Here is a 15,519-nt window from a genome sequence, read left to right on the forward strand (position 1 = left end):
TATTTTACATAAAATACTGGTCTAGTTTCGTGATGTCTTTTTTAAGCAATTTGTCCTTTGATAACTTCAAAAGATATTATTTTTCAGTTGACATACTACCGCAGGTCTTTCCCTTTTTGTTTTAGAACTTCATGCGCTTCTGTAACAACTTGCTCTATAGAAATCGGAGAATGATTTTCGCCATTCTCACGTTCACCATGCCATTTCAGATGAATTAAAAATTCAATATTACCATCCCCACCCGTAATTGGTGAGAATGTTAAACCTTCCACATCATAGCCTTCTTTTAAAGCAAACTCGACAATCATTTCTACAACAGCTTCATGTACTTTTCTATCGCGAACGATACCTTTTTTCCCAACTTGCTCTCTTCCAGCTTCAAACTGCGGTTTAATTAACGCTGCTACATCTCCGTTAGGCATAAGCATTGTTTTTAAAACTGGCAGTATAAGCTTTAATGATATAAATGAAACATCAATACTTGCAAATTGAGGTAAACCACGTTCTAAGTCTGCTGGTGTCACGTAACGGAAGTTTGTTCGTTCCATTACAACAACACGCTCATCTTGACGTAATTTCCACGCTAGTTGATTGTATCCTACATCTAATGCATAAGATAATTTCGCTCCATTTTGAAGCGCGCAATCTGTAAAGCCACCAGTTGATGAACCAATATCTATCATAACTTTATCTTGTAAATCAAGATGAAATGTCTCTAATGCCTTTTCAAGTTTATAACCACCACGACTTACATACGGCATAACTTGTCCCTTCACCGTAATCTCAGTATCTTGCGAGATTTTCTCTCCTGGCTTATCAAGTCTCATCTCATTCGCATATACGAGTCCGGCCATAATGGCGCGCTTTGCTTTCTCACGCGTTTCTATAAGTCCTCGCTCTACTAATAGTACATCTACTCTTTCTTTTTTTACGCTCATTTGTTACGCCCTTTTTTGTTTTGATGGAATCATTGTATGAATACGGTCTACAACAGCATCTGTCGTTAAACCAATTTCTTCTAATAATTTTGTTACACTCCCGTGCTCTATGAAGCGATCTGGAATACCCATTCGTTCAACTAATGCACTATGGTAACCATTTTCAGATGCAAATTCAACTACTCCTGTTCCAAAACCACCGATTAAACAAGCTTCTTCAATCGTTAAAATCGGTATATTCTTTCCTAGAAGATCATGTAAATATGCTTCATCCATTGGTTTAATAAAGCGAGCATTCACTACTTTCACTGAAACCCCAGCTTTTTCAAGACGCTCAGCTGCTTCCATTGCCATTGGTATTGTCGTACCAAACGTTAAAATAGCTGCTTGTGTACCCTCTTTTAACGTCTCCCACGTACCGATTGGAATCGCCTTTAATTCTTCATCCATATGAACGCCAAGTCCATTACCGCGCGCATAACGCAATGCGATTGGTCCATCTTCATATTGCATCGCCGTATAAACTAAATGTTGCCCTTCATTTTCATCTTTCGGCATCATAAGCACCATATTCGGCAAGTGACGTAAGAATGAGATATCAAATACGCCTTGATGCGTTTCACCATCTGCTCCTACTAATCCCGAACGATCTATTCCGATGAAAACATTTAAATTTTGGCGGCATATATCATGAACAACTTGGTCATATGCTCTTTGTAAAAATGTTGAATAAATCGCTAAGAATGGCTTCATTCCTTGCGTTGCCATACCTGCTGCCATTGTTGTAGCATGCTGTTCTGCAATACCTACATCAATCATACGATCTGGGAATTCTTTTTGGAATTTCTCAAGTTTTGATCCAACAGGCATTGCAGGTGTAATTGCTACGATACGCTCATCTGCTCTCGCTAGCTTAAGTACTGTTTCACTAACGACAGCACTCCATGCTGGTGCAACTTCTTTCGGCTTAACGAAATCACCTGATTCAATTTTATAAGGTCCTGTTCCATGCCAAGTTCCAATAACGTCACTCTCAGCCGGTTTATAACCTTTTCCTTTTTTCGTAATAACGTGAACGAGTACTGGGCCTTTTGTTTTCTTTGCATATTGCAACGTTTCGAATAACTTTTCATAATCATGTCCATCGACTGGACCTAAATATGTAAAGCCTAACTCTTCGAAAAAGACACCGGATACTAGTAAATATTTAAGACTATCTTTTATTTTCTCTGCTGTCGCAGCCACTTTCCCGCCAACTGCTGGGATTTTCTTTAATATATACTCTAATTCATCTTTTACCCAGTGATATTTTCCTGCGGTACGTAAACGACCGAGCACATTATGAAGCGCACCAACGTTTGGTGCAATTGACATTTCATTATCATTCAAAATAACAATCATGTCTGTTTTTTCATGTCCAATATGGTTCAATGCCTCTAAAGCCATTCCGCCTGTTAAAGCACCATCTCCAATAATTGGTATAACATATTCTTTCGTTTTCTTTAAATCACGTGCCAGAGCCATTCCCATTGCAGCCGATAACGAAGTCGAGCTATGACCAGTTTCCCATACATCGTGCTCACTCTCACAACGTTTCGGGAAACCACATAGACCTTGATATTGCCTTAATGTACCAAACTCTTTCGCGCGTCCAGTTAAAATTTTATGTACATAGGATTGATGTCCTACATCCCATAAAAATTTATCTTGCGGGCTATCAAATAATTTGTGCAGAGCAATTGTGAGTTCTACTACACCTAAATTAGGTGCAATATGTCCACCTGTTTGAGAGAGCTCTTCAATTAAAAACTTACGAATATCCTCACTCAATCCCTCTAGTTCACTGATAGACATATCTTTCAAAAAACTAGGGTTTTGAATTTGCGTTAGATCCACATGGATCACTCACTTTCATTTCATAATCTGTCAACATGTCAAATATTATAAAAAACATTTACACAAAACAAGAAATTCTCTTTTCTATTTTTCGTCTTGTCCCGCTATTAACCAGTCTATTGCGCCTTAATCCTATTATAAACCATATTTCTTCAGGCGATGAAAAAAATAGCCGCTAACACAAAGTGATAACGGCAATGTAATCTACATATATTTTTGCCAATAACAAGAAAAGAAAAACCTTTTCCTACATTTATATCATAAAATGATGAATGACTCAACAAATGAAAACGCTGTTATATTAGTTATTACGTTTTGCAATCAAATCGCAAATAGATAGTAAATATTCATCTTGTAATTGCAAGGAGCTAATCGCACCTTTTGCTTCTGCAATTGTTTCTTCTAAAATATCCTTTGCTCTATCTACAGTAAACAACGTCGTATATGTGCTCTTTTCATTAGAAAGATCGCTACCAATCGGTTTTCCAATCTCTTCTTCAGTTCCTTCGACATCTAAAATATCATCTCGAATTTGGAAAGCTAGACCGATATATTTGGCAAACGTAAGCAACTTTTCTTCTTGCTCTTCTGTCGCATCAGAAAGTATCGCACCCGCAAGTACAGCAAATTCAAGTAGTTTTCCGGTCTTATGTTTATGGATGTACTCCAATTCATCAATCGTAAGGCGTTTCCCTTCCGCTTCCATATCTGCCACTTGTCCGCCAACCATTCCTTCTGGTCCTGCTGCTTTTGCGAGTTCAAGTACAAGTCTTACTTTTTTTTCAGCAGAAATTTCTTTTTGCTCATATGCCATAATAACTTGAAAAGCGTATGTCAATAAGCCATCTCCTGCTAAAACTGCCATCGCTTCACCAAATACCTTGTGATTTGTGGGCTTTCCTCTTCTTAAATCATCATCATCCATACAAGGTAAATCATCATGAACTAACGAATATGTATGAATCATTTCAAGAGCACAAGCTGCACCTACTCCAAGATTTCTTTTTTTCCCAAACGCTTGTAATGTTGCAAACAAAAGTAACGGGCGGAGACGTTTTCCACCCGCTTCCAAAGAATATGCCATCGCTTCACGAAGTACATTTGGACATTGTAATCCATTTGCATAGCTTACAAGTTTTTCTTCTACGAAAGTTTTACTTTCTTTCAAAAAAGTATCAAAAGCAATCGTCACTATGCTTCATCTCCTAAAGCAGTAAACGGTTCAAGCTCTCCATCTTCCCCAAGAATAACTGCCATTTGTTCTTGTACATTCTTCAGCTTCTCATCACAAAGCTTAGATAATTCCATACCTTCTTTAAAATAAGAAATCGCTTCTTCTAAAGGTACGTCACCTTGTTCTAGCTTAGAAACAAGATGCTCAAGTTGCGAAATTGCCTCTTCAAAGCTTAATTTATTTTCCATTATTCAATTCACGCTCCTCTATGCCTGATACGCTACAATCTAGTATTCCATCTTGTAATTGAACTGAAACAGCATCTCCAAGGCTTACATCTTTCACACTTTTTAACACTTGCTTCTCTTCATCATATACAAGCCCGTACCCTCTCATCATTACTTTAAGCGGACTTAACGCTTCAAGTTTTTGAGCAGCTCTTACAAAGGCAAATTCTTTCGTTTGAAGTAACGTTTGCATTTCACGTTGTAATTGCTTTTGCAACGTTTCCACAGCTACCTTCGTTTGCATAATTTTTTGAGATGGGTGGTGCTTCTCTAAATAAAATGAAAGTTGCTTTAACTGATTCACCTTTTTATCAATATAGCGCTCTTTCGCTAAAACAAGCTGTTCTAGCGCTCTATCTAATTGCTCTTCCTTTTGCTCATATACTTGTCTTGGATAACGGAACGCATACGATTTTTGCAACACTTGTAGTTTTTCTTCTTTTTTATGTACTAACTCTCTCATTGCTCTTTGCAATCTCAGAGTTCTTTGTAATACCTTTTCTTGTAACTCTATAATGTTAGGTGCTGCCAGCTCAGCTGCTGCGGTCGGTGTTGGCGCGCGTAAATCCGCAACAAAATCTGCGATTGTAAAATCCGTTTCATGGCCTACTGCCGAAATAATAGGGATTTCACTCTTAAAGATTGCTCTTGCAACCATTTCCTCATTGAAAGCCCATAATTCCTCAATAGAACCTCCACCACGACCAACGATTAGTACATCTATCTCTCCCATTTCATTCGCTGTACGAATCGCTTGTACAATCGAGGGAGCCGCTGACTCCCCTTGTACAAGTACCGGAAATACAATAACATTCCCAATTGGATAACGACGTTTAATCGTTGTTATAATATCACGAATCGCTGCTCCTGTTGGCGACGTAATCACACCTATTGTTTTAGCGTAAGGAGGAATCGCTTTTTTATAAACTTGAGAAAAAAGTCCTTCTTCTTCTAAACGAACTTTTAACTGTTCGTACGCTAAATGTAAATTTCCGACTCCGTCAGGCTGCATGTCTTGAATATAAATTTGATAAGAACCACTCGCCTCGTAAACAGAGATTTTCCCTTTCACGAGTACCTTCATCCCATTTTCCGGTTTGAATTTAATATTACGATTATGGCCCGCAAACATAACCGCTGCGATTCTTGCATTTTCATCTTTCAATGTAAAATACATGTGGCCACGGCTATGATTTTTAAAGTTGGAAATTTCACCTTTTAACCAAACAGACTGCAAATGCGGATCATATTCTATTTTTGTTTTTATATAGCGTGTTAACGCTGTAACGGTTAAATATTGCTTCTCCATTTCTCTCTCCTCATAGCCGACTCAAATTATTTACAAACGACACCTGCACGTTTGGCAGATTCAACAGTATTATGAAGAAGCATTGTGATTGTCATTGGACCAACACCCTTTGGCACAGGTGTAATGTAACCCGCAACATCTAACACGTTGTCAAAGTCAACATCACCACAAAGTTTTCCTGTTTCTAAACGGTTAACACCAACGTCAATTACAACCGCCCCTTCTTTAATATAATCCGCTGTTATCATTTTAGGTCGTCCAACAGCTACGATTAAAATATCAGCTAACTTCGATAACTCTTTCATATTTTGCGTCTTAGAATGACAATATGTGACAGTGGCATTTTCATTTAAAAACAATTGCCCCACTGGTTTACCGACAATATTACTTCTTCCAATTACTACTACATGTTTTCCAGAAATATCAAGATTTGTTTCTTTTACTAATTCTACAATACCATGCGGTGTACATGGAAGGAATGTATCTTGTCCCGTCATCATACGTCCCACGCTGATTGGGTGAAATCCGTCTACATCCTTTTCTGGTGAAATTCTTTCAATGATAGCTTTTTCTTCAATATGTTTTGGTAAAGGTAATTGCACTAATATGCCATTAATACGGTCATCGCCATTTAAGCGATCGATTTCAGCAAGCAAACGTTCCTCAGTAATTGTTTCAGGAAGTTCAATTAGCTCTGAGTAAATCCCTACTTGTTCACAGCCTTTTTCTTTTCCTTTCACATAAGAACGAGATGCTGGATCTTCTCCAACTAAAATAACTGCTAATCCTGGTACAATACCTTGCTCTTTCAACTTCACAACTTCTTCTGTTAATTGTGCTCGTTTTTTCTCCGCAACTTCATTTCCTTTGATGATTACTGCTACCATTTTAAGATTCCCCCTTAAAGAATTTACAGTGTATCTTTTATATTAGATAAAACGCCGTTAATAAAACGACGAGATTCCTCATCCCCAAATGTTTTAGCAATTTCAATTGCTTCGTTAATTGTTACGTTGTGTGGAATTTCTTCCATGTATTTCATTTCATACACAGCTACACGTAAAATACTGCGATCAACAATACTAATACGCTCAAGCTTCCACTTTTTTAAATTTTGACGAATCGCTTCATCGATTGCTTCTTTATTTTCTACAAAACCTACTACAAGTGACTCTAGAAACTCATTTGTTTCTTCGCCTTCATCTAGCGTGTTTTCCACTGCTACTTTCGGTTCTAATTCACCTGTAATATCCATTTGGTATAATGCTTGCATTGCTCTTTCTCTAGCCGTCCTACGTTTCATTGTAACTCTCCTTTATGCTTCAAGTCTTTCCTTATACTTTGTTATATTATTATAATTTATAAGCCGTCAATTCACTTACTCTTACAGTTTTCATTGATTTTCCAACCTTATAATACAATGATAATAACACAATTTATCGTTTCACACACGGGTTACAAGGCTGAAAAATAATAAAAAGATTAACTTCAAGTTCCATATCTTATCACAATGTACGTTTTTTGGAAAAACGAAACATTTTCTTGTTTATTTCTTATTTTTTGAAATAGTATAATAATTAGAGGGTTGTAATTTGTGAAGAAATGAAACGATAAAAAAGATGCCTATGTTACTAGGCACCTTTTCATTCTTACACTGGTTCGATTTCTGTTTTTTGTGTTTCGAATGTTACGCCAACGATGTGAACATTCACTTCTTTTGGCTCAAGTCCTGTCATTGTAAAGAGTGCTTGGCGAATATTGTCTTGAATCTTTTGTGCAACAACTGGAATTGCTACACCAAAATACATTACAACATAAAGGTCAACGATAATATCTTCGTTTGCTAATTCAACCTTTACACCTTTACCATGATTTTTCTTACCTAACTTCTCAACAACATCTGTAGCAAAATTACCGCGCATTGCCGCTACACCTTCTACTTCTGCAGCTGCAATACCTGCAATTACTTCAATTACTTCTGGTGCAATTTCTACTTTACCAAGAGTTGTATCTTGACCCATATCTAACATATGTTCAGCCATGAAAAAAACCTCCTTTAATGTATCACTGCGTCACAAGTTCATGCTCTTCCAAAAATTTCGTATTAAACTCACCTTTTACAAAATCAGGATGATCTAGCAATTGCAAATGGAACGGGATTGTTGTATGTACGCCTTCAATGACAAATTCACTAAGTGCGCGCTTCATTTTTGCAATTGCCTCTTCACGTGTTTTTCCGTGAACAATTAATTTAGCAACCATCGAATCATAGAAAGGTGGGATTGAATATCCCGGATATACAGCTGAATCGACGCGAATACCAAATCCTCCTGGTGGTAAATACATTTCTACTTTACCTGGAGATGGCATAAATTTTTTGGCAGGGTTTTCCGCATTAATTCGACATTCAATTGCCCAACCATTAAATTGTACTTCTTCTTGCTGTAACGATAACTTTTCTCCTGAAGCAACAAGAATTTGCTCTTTAATTAAGTCCATTCCCGTTACCATTTCAGTAACCGGATGCTCAACCTGAATTCTCGTATTCATCTCCATGAAATAAAAGGTTTTCGTTTTATATTCATAAATAAACTCAACCGTACCAGCACCTGTATAATCAACCGCTACCGCCGCTTTAACTGCCGCTTCACCCATCTGCTTGCGAATATCTTCATCAAGTGCAGGTGATGGACTTTCTTCTAATAGTTTTTGCAAACGGCGCTGAATTGTACAATCACGCTCTCCTAAATGAATGGCATTTCCGTGTGTATCTGCCATTATTTGAATCTCAACATGGCGGAAATCTTCAACGTACTTTTCTAAGTATACACCAGGGTTCCCAAAAGCGGTACTAGCTTCTTGCTGTGTAATTTGAATTCCTTTTATAAGCTCTTCTTCATGGCGTGCAACACGAATACCTTTTCCGCCGCCACCTGCAGTCGCTTTAATAATAACTGGATATCCAATTTGATTAGCAAGCTCGATCGCTTCTTCGGTATTTTTAATAATCCCTTGTGAACCTGGTACAATCGGAACCCCTGCTTCTTTCATTGTATCACGAGCAACGTCTTTTGTGCCCATCTTTGAAATAGCTTCTGGACTTGGACCGATAAAAATCAAGTTACATTCACGGCATAACTCTGCGAAATCTGCATTCTCTGCTAAAAATCCGTATCCCGGATGAATAGCATCGCAGCCTGTTAACTTCGCAACGCTAATAATGTTTGTCAAATTTAAATAGCTTTCTTTCGAAATCGTTGGTCCTACACAATACGCCTCGTCTGCAATCTGTACGTGAAGTGACTCTTTATCTGCTTCTGAATAAATTGCAACTGTTTCAATATCCATTTCTTTACAAGCACGAATAATTCGTACAGCAATTTCCCCACGATTGGCTATTAATACTTTTTTTATCATCACAAAGACTCCCTTATTACGCTTTTACAAGAAATAGCGGTTGTCCATACTCAACAAGTTGTCCGTTATTAACAAGAATTTCAACAATTTCGCCCTCTACATCAGCATCAATTTCGTTAAATAACTTCATAGCCTCGACAATACATACGATAGAATCTTTCGATACTCTATCCCCAACACTTACATATGGAGGGGTATCAGGCGAAGAAGAAGAATAGAATGTACCTACCATCGGTGATGTGATTTTATGTAGGTTTTCATTTTGAACAGCCTTCTTCTCTTCTTGTTTTGGTGCTTCTGCTTGTGCTGCTGCTACTTTCGTTTCAACTTCAACAGGCGCTACTGGTTGCATAGCTTGTTTTGCTGCAGGTGCTTGCACAGCAACAACTTCATTACCACGCTTTTTCATTTTGATTGTTGTACCGTCTTTTTTGTATTCAAATTCATCAATATTAGAGCTATCAATTAATTTAATTAATTCGCGAACTTCTTGAATTTTAAACATGTAAAATCCACTCCCATACTCTTGTTTGTCCCGTTTTTACAGATTCTCGTCACGAAAACTAGATTGACTGTAAAAATACGATGTACTCTATTAGAAAATATATTTCATTAACTAATAGAAATATTTACTATTTCCATCTTACGATAAATTTTTTAAACATTCCAATTTATATTTCTTTATAATAAATCGAAATTCCTGTAAAAATATTATTCCAATAAAAAATTTAATACCTAGTAATAATACCAAGTTTCACATGAAATTGGCAAGACCACTTCTAAAAAAACATTCACTACTTTTTCAAAACGTTACACAGCAAACATGCCATTCCCTCTCCACTCTTCACCACACCTATAGTCAATAACATATTTTTACCAAATATTATTTTTTTGTTTACACGCCGTTCATCATTCCTTCATATAAGAATAGTATGTTCAAAGTGTAGAAAATATATTGTGTCGAGGTGTGGAAATATGATATGGCTCATTCTCTTTTTACCTGCTGTAATCGTTTGGGCATGCGTTCTTTTCATCCACGTCAAATCCGGAAAAAGTAATCATCAGTACCATGAACCACTAATCTTTTACTCACAACGTATTTCTCCGTTCCGAGTTGAACATAGTAAAAATAATTACAAAGACGAAATAGAAAAAAGCTATCGAAAATGATAGCTTTTTTCTATTCACATGTACTTACATACTCTTTTTACTATTTGCATACCCTTTGCTTAGTAAAAGATAATAATCCGCAGGGAAATCCCTACGGATTAAAGTTTCACTTATTTCGCTGGTGGATCAAATTTCACACCTACATCTTTTGATCCGCCTTCACTTCTTACAAGTTGAATAATTTTATTTGCTTCTTTCTGTGAATGTTTTGCCGCTTTAACCGTTACTCTAATATCAGTACCATCAGCTCTTACAAGAGCATCTGGATATCCTCCTTGAGATTTAATTACTGTCTCAAGTAATTCTTGCTTCGTTTCCATTGTAGTGATTGCATCAAAGTTATCTTTCGCTTTACTCTTTTCTGTCGCTGAAGATTTCGAAGAATTCATCACTTCTTGTAATTTTGCTTTCTCTTCACTACGCTGATCTTCCATTTGCATACGTAAAGCTGTGAAATTCTCATCACTTGATTGAACTGATACATTGCCCTCTTTTTTACTTGTTTCTTTTTTTGCATTTTCTTTTTTGTCTGTTTCTTTATTTGTTGTTTCTTTGCTTGTATTTTCTTTTTTCGGAGTTTCTTTAGGCGCTTCGTTTGTTACTGCTTTATCAGTACCTTGTTTTTCTTGTCCAATCTTTTCACCTGTTGCTGGCGATGCTGTATTCATTTTGTCAGGAGTTGTCACGTAATACACAGATAGTACAACAACTAAACTTAACATCGTTAATAGCCAAACTGTTTGTTTTTTTAACACTTTATTTCCTCCCTATCAATTTTTCGGTGAAACTGAAACGCGATGGGCCGGTACATCTAGCAGCCTTATCACAGCTTCTTTTACCATTGCTTTAACTTGTATATTATCCACTCCCTTTGCTACGACAAGAACACCACGTACTTTCGGCTTCTCTGTTCGTAAAACAACAGGAGTTTCTTTATCCCCTTCACGTATAATGACAGTCTTTTCATCAAGAGACTCGTCCTCTACTTCTCTCTTACCGCCTGTTTTATCTGTTTCACCTGTTGTTTGTGAGCGTTTCACTGTATTTTTTTCTAAAATTTTTTCTTCAGATGAATCCAAATTCACTTTAATCGTTACGTCTTTTACTCCTGCTATTTCTTCTAAAGCAGTTTTTAATTCTTGTTCATACGCTTTTTCATATTTTTCTACATTTGACATATTATCATTATTTTTTTGTCCAAAAGTTGGTACATCTTTTTCCTGGTTTTGAGTTTTTTGTTCTTTAAATACAGGTACTTCTTCTTTTTTACTTGAAAAAAAACTACTAGAAAACATAAGCAACATTCCAAGTATGAGTAGGACAAGTAAGAACTTAGGTGTTACCTTTCTTCCCTTCTCATTACTTTCTTTTTCATCTCCATTCAATAAGTTTCGAAAAAATGAGAACTTCGAATTTTTATCTTTATTGTCCATTTACTCTACCTGTCCTCCCTTCCATTTGAACTTGGATTTGTTTATTCTCTAGTTGCCACCTGCTTGAAAAGAAGTCTTTCATTTCTACATTCGTTTCCTCTACTTTTTTCGGTGGTTCTTTCGTGTTAATTTCAACTGGTTTTACTGTTTCGATTGCATCATTTTTACTACGTTCTTTTTCTTTTAACGTCACAACAACAGATTGAATATCTTTCGCTGACTTTACTTCCGCTGTGCTTTCCGCTGCGACTATTTGTATTTCAGAGACTGACATACCATACTGTTTCTCAAACTCTTTTCCTACTTCTTTTTTCATTTTGGTAGCCATCTCTTCTAAACTATATGCACGTGTTAGAGCTTGTATTTCTTTTTTCTTCGAATCTATTGAATTTTTTACAGATCCTTCTGCTACGTACTTTTCTTCATTAAAATTTGCAATTACTTCATTTACATCTGTCTGCAATAGTTTAAAAAGAGGTGTTAAAATTAATACGACTAACAAAAGACTTACAACGAATTTAACGTATTTTTGCAAATTCGAATTTGGAAGAATAAGATGAAGCATTGTCGCTAAGAGCAAAAAAACGATAATATTTCTGATCCACTCTGTAACAAATTGCATACTCTTCACCTCCTACCGCATCATAAGTGTAATATTCCCCGCAGCAATAATAATTGTAATACTTAAAAAGAACATAAATGATACGATAGCTAAGCAAGCAAATACGTAAATGATGCTTCGTCCAATAATGTCTAAGCATTGAATAATTGCTCCGCCGCCAACCGGTTGCAATACTGCTGCTGCGAATTTATAAATAAATGCGATACAGAAAATTTGAATCGCTGGAAAAGCAACAATTAAACATAAAATGACGAGCCCAATAATTCCGACTGTGTTTTTCAATAATCCTGATGCGCTAATAACAGTATCTGCCGCTTCTGTAAACATCCTTCCGACTACTGGAATGAAGTTCCCTGTTACAAATTTAGCAGTTTTCACAGCTATTCCATCAGCAACAGCTGTTGCTGTTCCTTGTACAGATAATACCCCTAAAAAAATCGTTAAAAAGATACCGATAATCCCAACGCTAACGTTTTGCAGAAGCTTGGACAATTTCGTCACTTTATATTGATCACTCATTGTACTTACAATACTTAATATCGTTGCCAGTAATAAAAGCGGTAGAACGATATAATTCATAAGAAGCCCGCTTGTATTCATTAAGAAAATGATAATCGGATGAAAGAAAGATACAGATACAACCCCGCCACCAGTCGCTATAAGCGCCAATAAAATTGGCAATAGCGCTAATATGAAATCTACCATTGTTTGTATCGTTTCTCTTGCATATATCATAACGACATAAAAACTATTTAAAGCAAAAATAATAAGTACCATATATACAACAGCATCAGCAATTTTACTTACACTACTTTTTGAAAAAGCGGATTGCAGTGATTGCAACAATGCACTAAAGATTGTGAGCATAATGAGTGTGCCAAGCAGTTTTCCATTAGCTGCAAGCTCATGAAATAAATATTTTAATAACCCTATCATCCACTCTTTTAGAGAGAATTCTTTTTCTCCCTTTACAAACTCCATAAAACTCCCTTTTTGACTCTCTGGCAAATAGCCTCCATATTTTGTAACAAGCCCGTCCCAAAATTGCTTCACATCTTCAATTCCGAGCTTATCCAATTGTTGATCAACGACGTTTGTTTCTACAGGAGAAGCTTGTACAACAACTGGTAAAGAAAAGAAAAGGAAGCAAGCAAATAGCAGCTTAGCTCCAAACCTCCTCAACATTCACTCCCCCTTATCCCGTCGGTAAAAATACGAGAATAGTTTCAATTACAACCGTCAAAATAGGAATTGCCATAACGAGAATTAAGATTTTCCCAGCAAGTTCAATTTTCGAAGCGATGGCACCTTGACCAGCATCTTTTGTAATTTGAGCTCCAAACTCGGCAATATAAGCAATTCCAATAATCTTTAGTAACGTTTCCACGTAGACGTTACTAACTTTCGCTTCACTCGCAACTCTCTCAATCATTTGTAAAATAGAATGAATTTGATCGATTAAAATAAGAAACATCACGCTACCTACGAACACAATAAATAAAGATGTAATACTAGATTTATGCTGGTTCAAAACAGCAGCTAAAAACGTAGCAACGAGGCCTAATCCGACAATTTGTATAATTTCGATTCGAACCGCCTCCTTTACTGGAAGAGAAAGACACTTTTAATCTTGTCGAATAGCGTATTAATTAAAAATGCAACATGAAATAAAATGACGACAAAACCGACAAGGATAACCCAATTTGCAATATCCTCACGCTTCAATTCTTTTAGTACAGTATGAATGAAAGCTAAAACAATGCCGATTCCGGCGATTTGAAATATTAATCCAACATCAATGGACATCGCCTTTCTCCCCCCTATAGCAGTAAAATTACAATAAGTAGCCCTGCTAGTACCCCTAAGCTCTTAATCATTTTTTCGTATTGCAGTTGTAAAGCTTTCGCTTCCTCTTCTTCTCTCTCCAAATGTGTAATACATAAGCGAATATGTTTTTGTTGTGATTCACGATCATGTTGCCCTAGCGTTTCACCAAATTGCTGCAGTATTTCATACTCGGTTTGTTGAAAAGCCGTCAACTTCCAATTCTCTTTCAAACTATCTATCCAAGCTTCCCTTACTGTTTGTTCTCCACTTTCTAGTTTTTTAGCGAAACTTTGAAATATCCAATTTAATGGCTTTGGCATTTGTTTAACTAATCGCTCGGCAGCCTCAGATAAAGGTGTGTGTCCATACATAATTTCTGCCTCTAATGATTGAAGTGCTGATTTTAATAACCTAAGTTGCCTCGGTCTCTCACTGTATCTTTTAGCGTACGAAAACCCGAAAAAGGTGCTGACCGCAACGATTAACACTGCACCAAATATTTTCACCATACGCCCTCAGCCTTTCTATTTGATAACACTGGTTTTCCATATTTATCTTTCACCTGCATAACCGTTCCTGGACCCCTCGCTTTTGACAACTCCACAAACCTATCAAATATACCAAGCTCTAGCACTGCCTTGAGCGATGGACGTCTCACAACATCCTCATAGGAAAATCCGTGTGCGCTTATAAAAAGCTGGACACCTGCATGCACTGCCTCCATAATTGCTTCACTATCTTCTTTACGGCCAATTTCATCTACGATCAAAATATCAGGACTCATAGAACGAATCATCATCATCATTCCTTCTGCCTTTGGACATGCGTCTAACACATCGACTCGGGTACCAAAATCATATTGCGGGATCCCTTTCACACAACCAGCAATTTCTGACCGTTCATCAACGATCCCCACTTTACAGGAAGGAATTTCCGAAGCACTTACCCCTTGACTCATGCAACGTGCTACATCTCTTAAGAGTGTCGTTTTTCCCGTTTGGGGAGGGCCAATTACCATCGTGTTTAACCACCTTTTTTCATACAAATATGGCAAAAGCGGTTCAGCAATCCCTATTTTTTGACGAGCAATACGAATATTAAAGGAAGAGACATCACGAATCATTTTCACTGCGCTTTTTTCTGTAATGACTTTTCCTGCTAACCCGATTCTATGCCCTCCGCGAAGCGTCACATACCCACGTTTTAATTCCTCTTCCATCGTATAAATTGAGAATTGACTTAACTTATTCAATAAGTAAATAGCATCCTCTGCAGTAGTGATATAGTCATAAAAAAACACCTTTCCGTGTGCAATACACTCTAGCGGCCTTCCAATTCGAACACGAATTTCCTCTAAAGCATCGTATTGCTTACATTCTTCAATTAAGTACTTCATCGTTTTTGGTAAAACTTCTAATACCTCTTTCATCGGCTTCTCCCCACTAT

At 36.9% G+C, this 15,519-nt stretch carries 19 protein-coding genes; 1 reads left to right on the forward strand and 18 read right to left on the reverse strand.

The window, feature by feature from the left end:
• Nucleotides 1-95: 95 nt before the first annotated feature.
• The 10 genes from MR168_RS12635 to accB all read right to left on the reverse strand — a co-directional run bounded on the left by MR168_RS12635 (nt 96) and on the right by accB (nt 9,526).
• A complete protein-coding gene (locus tag MR168_RS12635; protein WP_086412278.1) occupies nt 96-938 on the reverse strand; it encodes a TlyA family RNA methyltransferase in 843 nt (280 codons plus the stop codon).
• A 3-nt stretch (nt 939-941) separates the two neighbouring features.
• The gene (dxs, locus tag MR168_RS12640) at nt 942-2,834 is read right to left on the reverse strand and encodes a 1-deoxy-D-xylulose-5-phosphate synthase (RefSeq protein ID WP_000366452.1); all 1,893 of its coding nucleotides are present in this window, start codon (nt 2,832-2,834) and stop codon (nt 942-944) included.
• 301 nt (nt 2,835-3,135) lie between these two features.
• Nucleotides 3,136-4,026 carry a (2E,6E)-farnesyl diphosphate synthase gene (gene ispA, locus MR168_RS12645; protein WP_086412277.1) on the reverse strand — a complete coding sequence of 297 codons (891 nt, stop codon included), beginning with the start codon at nt 4,024-4,026 and terminating at the stop codon, nt 3,136-3,138.
• Nucleotides 4,026-4,256: an exodeoxyribonuclease VII small subunit gene (gene xseB, locus MR168_RS12650; RefSeq protein ID WP_000428423.1), complete on the reverse strand. Its 231-nt coding sequence runs from the start codon at nt 4,254-4,256 to the stop codon at nt 4,026-4,028. Before xseB ends, ispA begins: the two co-directional genes overlap by 1 nt.
• On the reverse strand, nt 4,246-5,604 hold the full coding sequence (xseA, locus tag MR168_RS12655; RefSeq protein ID WP_000415249.1) for an exodeoxyribonuclease VII large subunit: 1,359 nt from the start codon (nt 5,602-5,604) through the stop codon (nt 4,246-4,248). The genes xseB and xseA overlap by 11 nt, the downstream gene beginning before the upstream one ends.
• A 26-nt stretch (nt 5,605-5,630) precedes the next feature.
• The gene (folD, locus tag MR168_RS12660) at nt 5,631-6,491 is read right to left on the reverse strand and encodes a bifunctional methylenetetrahydrofolate dehydrogenase/methenyltetrahydrofolate cyclohydrolase FolD (protein WP_000226732.1); all 861 of its coding nucleotides are present in this window, start codon (nt 6,489-6,491) and stop codon (nt 5,631-5,633) included.
• Between the two features lie 23 nt (nt 6,492-6,514).
• Nucleotides 6,515-6,907 (reverse strand): N utilization substance protein NusB, encoded by a 393-nt coding sequence (nusB, locus tag MR168_RS12665; RefSeq protein WP_000830247.1) that lies wholly within the window; start codon nt 6,905-6,907, stop codon nt 6,515-6,517.
• Nucleotides 6,908-7,253: 346 nt separating this feature from the next.
• A complete protein-coding gene (locus tag MR168_RS12670) occupies nt 7,254-7,646 on the reverse strand; it encodes an Asp23/Gls24 family envelope stress response protein (protein WP_000807630.1) in 393 nt (130 codons plus the stop codon).
• A 22-nt stretch (nt 7,647-7,668) separates the two neighbouring features.
• On the reverse strand, nt 7,669-9,021 hold the full coding sequence (gene accC, locus MR168_RS12675; protein WP_000592870.1) for an acetyl-CoA carboxylase biotin carboxylase subunit: 1,353 nt from the start codon (nt 9,019-9,021) through the stop codon (nt 7,669-7,671).
• 16 nt (nt 9,022-9,037) lie between these two features.
• Nucleotides 9,038-9,526: an acetyl-CoA carboxylase biotin carboxyl carrier protein gene (gene accB, locus MR168_RS12680; RefSeq protein WP_000472859.1), complete on the reverse strand. Its 489-nt coding sequence runs from the start codon at nt 9,524-9,526 to the stop codon at nt 9,038-9,040.
• Between the two features lie 470 nt (nt 9,527-9,996).
• On the opposite strand from accB, the gene MR168_RS12685 reads away from it, so the two are divergent.
• Nucleotides 9,997-10,191, forward strand: coding sequence for a hypothetical protein (locus MR168_RS12685; protein WP_000638000.1), 195 nt, complete (start codon nt 9,997-9,999; stop codon nt 10,189-10,191).
• Nucleotides 10,192-10,301: 110 nt separating this feature from the next.
• Here the strand turns inward: MR168_RS12685 and MR168_RS12690 are convergent, their stop codons facing one another.
• From MR168_RS12690 to spoIIIAA, 8 genes are read right to left on the reverse strand one after another with little or no spacing between them, the layout of a single operon-like run.
• Complete coding sequence (locus tag MR168_RS12690; protein WP_000914709.1) at nt 10,302-10,946, reverse strand: SpoIIIAH-like family protein; 645 nt, start codon at nt 10,944-10,946, stop codon at nt 10,302-10,304.
• 15 nt (nt 10,947-10,961) lie between these two features.
• Nucleotides 10,962-11,624 (reverse strand): stage III sporulation protein AG, encoded by a 663-nt coding sequence (gene spoIIIAG, locus MR168_RS12695; protein WP_000368881.1) that lies wholly within the window; start codon nt 11,622-11,624, stop codon nt 10,962-10,964.
• Entirely contained in the window at nt 11,614-12,246 is a 633-nt protein-coding gene (gene spoIIIAF / locus MR168_RS12700) for a stage III sporulation protein AF (RefSeq protein ID WP_001161052.1), read from the reverse strand. The genes spoIIIAG and spoIIIAF overlap by 11 nt, the downstream gene beginning before the upstream one ends.
• A gap of 12 nt (nt 12,247-12,258) precedes the next feature.
• A complete protein-coding gene (gene spoIIIAE, locus MR168_RS12705; RefSeq protein WP_086410712.1) occupies nt 12,259-13,431 on the reverse strand; it encodes a stage III sporulation protein AE in 1,173 nt (390 codons plus the stop codon).
• Nucleotides 13,432-13,441: 10 nt separating this feature from the next.
• Nucleotides 13,442-13,825, reverse strand: coding sequence for a stage III sporulation protein AD (spoIIIAD, locus tag MR168_RS12710; protein ID WP_348980671.1), 384 nt, complete (start codon nt 13,823-13,825; stop codon nt 13,442-13,444).
• Nucleotides 13,826-13,848: 23 nt separating this feature from the next.
• Complete coding sequence (gene spoIIIAC / locus MR168_RS12715; RefSeq protein WP_000020914.1) at nt 13,849-14,052, reverse strand: stage III sporulation protein AC; 204 nt, start codon at nt 14,050-14,052, stop codon at nt 13,849-13,851.
• Between the two features lie 14 nt (nt 14,053-14,066).
• Nucleotides 14,067-14,582: a stage III sporulation protein SpoIIIAB gene (gene spoIIIAB / locus MR168_RS12720; RefSeq protein ID WP_000238702.1), complete on the reverse strand. Its 516-nt coding sequence runs from the start codon at nt 14,580-14,582 to the stop codon at nt 14,067-14,069.
• The gene (gene spoIIIAA, locus MR168_RS12725) at nt 14,576-15,502 is read right to left on the reverse strand and encodes a stage III sporulation protein AA (protein ID WP_000665905.1); all 927 of its coding nucleotides are present in this window, start codon (nt 15,500-15,502) and stop codon (nt 14,576-14,578) included. The genes spoIIIAB and spoIIIAA overlap by 7 nt, the downstream gene beginning before the upstream one ends.
• Nucleotides 15,503-15,519: the final 17 nt, after the last annotated feature.

The organism is Bacillus cereus group sp. BfR-BA-01356, assembly GCF_022663635.1.
In the GTDB taxonomy this organism is placed as follows: Bacteria; Bacillota; Bacilli; order Bacillales; family Bacillaceae_G; genus Bacillus_A; species Bacillus_A cereus.

Excerpts from the sequence above, each read along its gene's own strand:
- folD (WP_000226732.1), bottom strand. The coding sequence starts at position 6,491 with ATGGTAGCAGTAATCATCAAAGGAAATGAAGTTGCGGAGAAAAAACGA.
- spoIIIAG (WP_000368881.1), bottom strand. The coding sequence starts at position 11,624 with ATGGACAATAAAGATAAAAATTCGAAGTTCTCATTTTTTCGAAACTTA.
- spoIIIAA (WP_000665905.1), bottom strand. The coding sequence starts at position 15,502 with ATGAAAGAGGTATTAGAAGTTTTACCAAAAACGATGAAGTACTTAATT.
- nusB (WP_000830247.1), bottom strand. The coding sequence starts at position 6,907 with ATGAAACGTAGGACGGCTAGAGAAAGAGCAATGCAAGCATTATACCAA.
- spoIIIAB (WP_000238702.1), bottom strand. The coding sequence starts at position 14,582 with ATGGTGAAAATATTTGGTGCAGTGTTAATCGTTGCGGTCAGCACCTTT.
- accC (WP_000592870.1), bottom strand. The coding sequence starts at position 9,021 with ATGATAAAAAAAGTATTAATAGCCAATCGTGGGGAAATTGCTGTACGA.
- MR168_RS12685 (WP_000638000.1), top strand. The coding sequence starts at position 9,997 with ATGATATGGCTCATTCTCTTTTTACCTGCTGTAATCGTTTGGGCATGC.
- xseB (WP_000428423.1), bottom strand. The coding sequence starts at position 4,256 with ATGGAAAATAAATTAAGCTTTGAAGAGGCAATTTCGCAACTTGAGCAT.
- spoIIIAE (WP_086410712.1), bottom strand. The coding sequence starts at position 13,431 with ATGTTGAGGAGGTTTGGAGCTAAGCTGCTATTTGCTTGCTTCCTTTTC.
- MR168_RS12670 (WP_000807630.1), bottom strand. The coding sequence starts at position 7,646 with ATGGCTGAACATATGTTAGATATGGGTCAAGATACAACTCTTGGTAAA.
- xseA (WP_000415249.1), bottom strand. The coding sequence starts at position 5,604 with ATGGAGAAGCAATATTTAACCGTTACAGCGTTAACACGCTATATAAAA.
- MR168_RS12635 (WP_086412278.1), bottom strand. The coding sequence starts at position 938 with ATGAGCGTAAAAAAAGAAAGAGTAGATGTACTATTAGTAGAGCGAGGA.
- spoIIIAF (WP_001161052.1), bottom strand. The coding sequence starts at position 12,246 with ATGCAATTTGTTACAGAGTGGATCAGAAATATTATCGTTTTTTTGCTC.
- accB (WP_000472859.1), bottom strand. The coding sequence starts at position 9,526 with ATGTTTAAAATTCAAGAAGTTCGCGAATTAATTAAATTAATTGATAGC.
- spoIIIAC (WP_000020914.1), bottom strand. The coding sequence starts at position 14,052 with ATGTCCATTGATGTTGGATTAATATTTCAAATCGCCGGAATCGGCATT.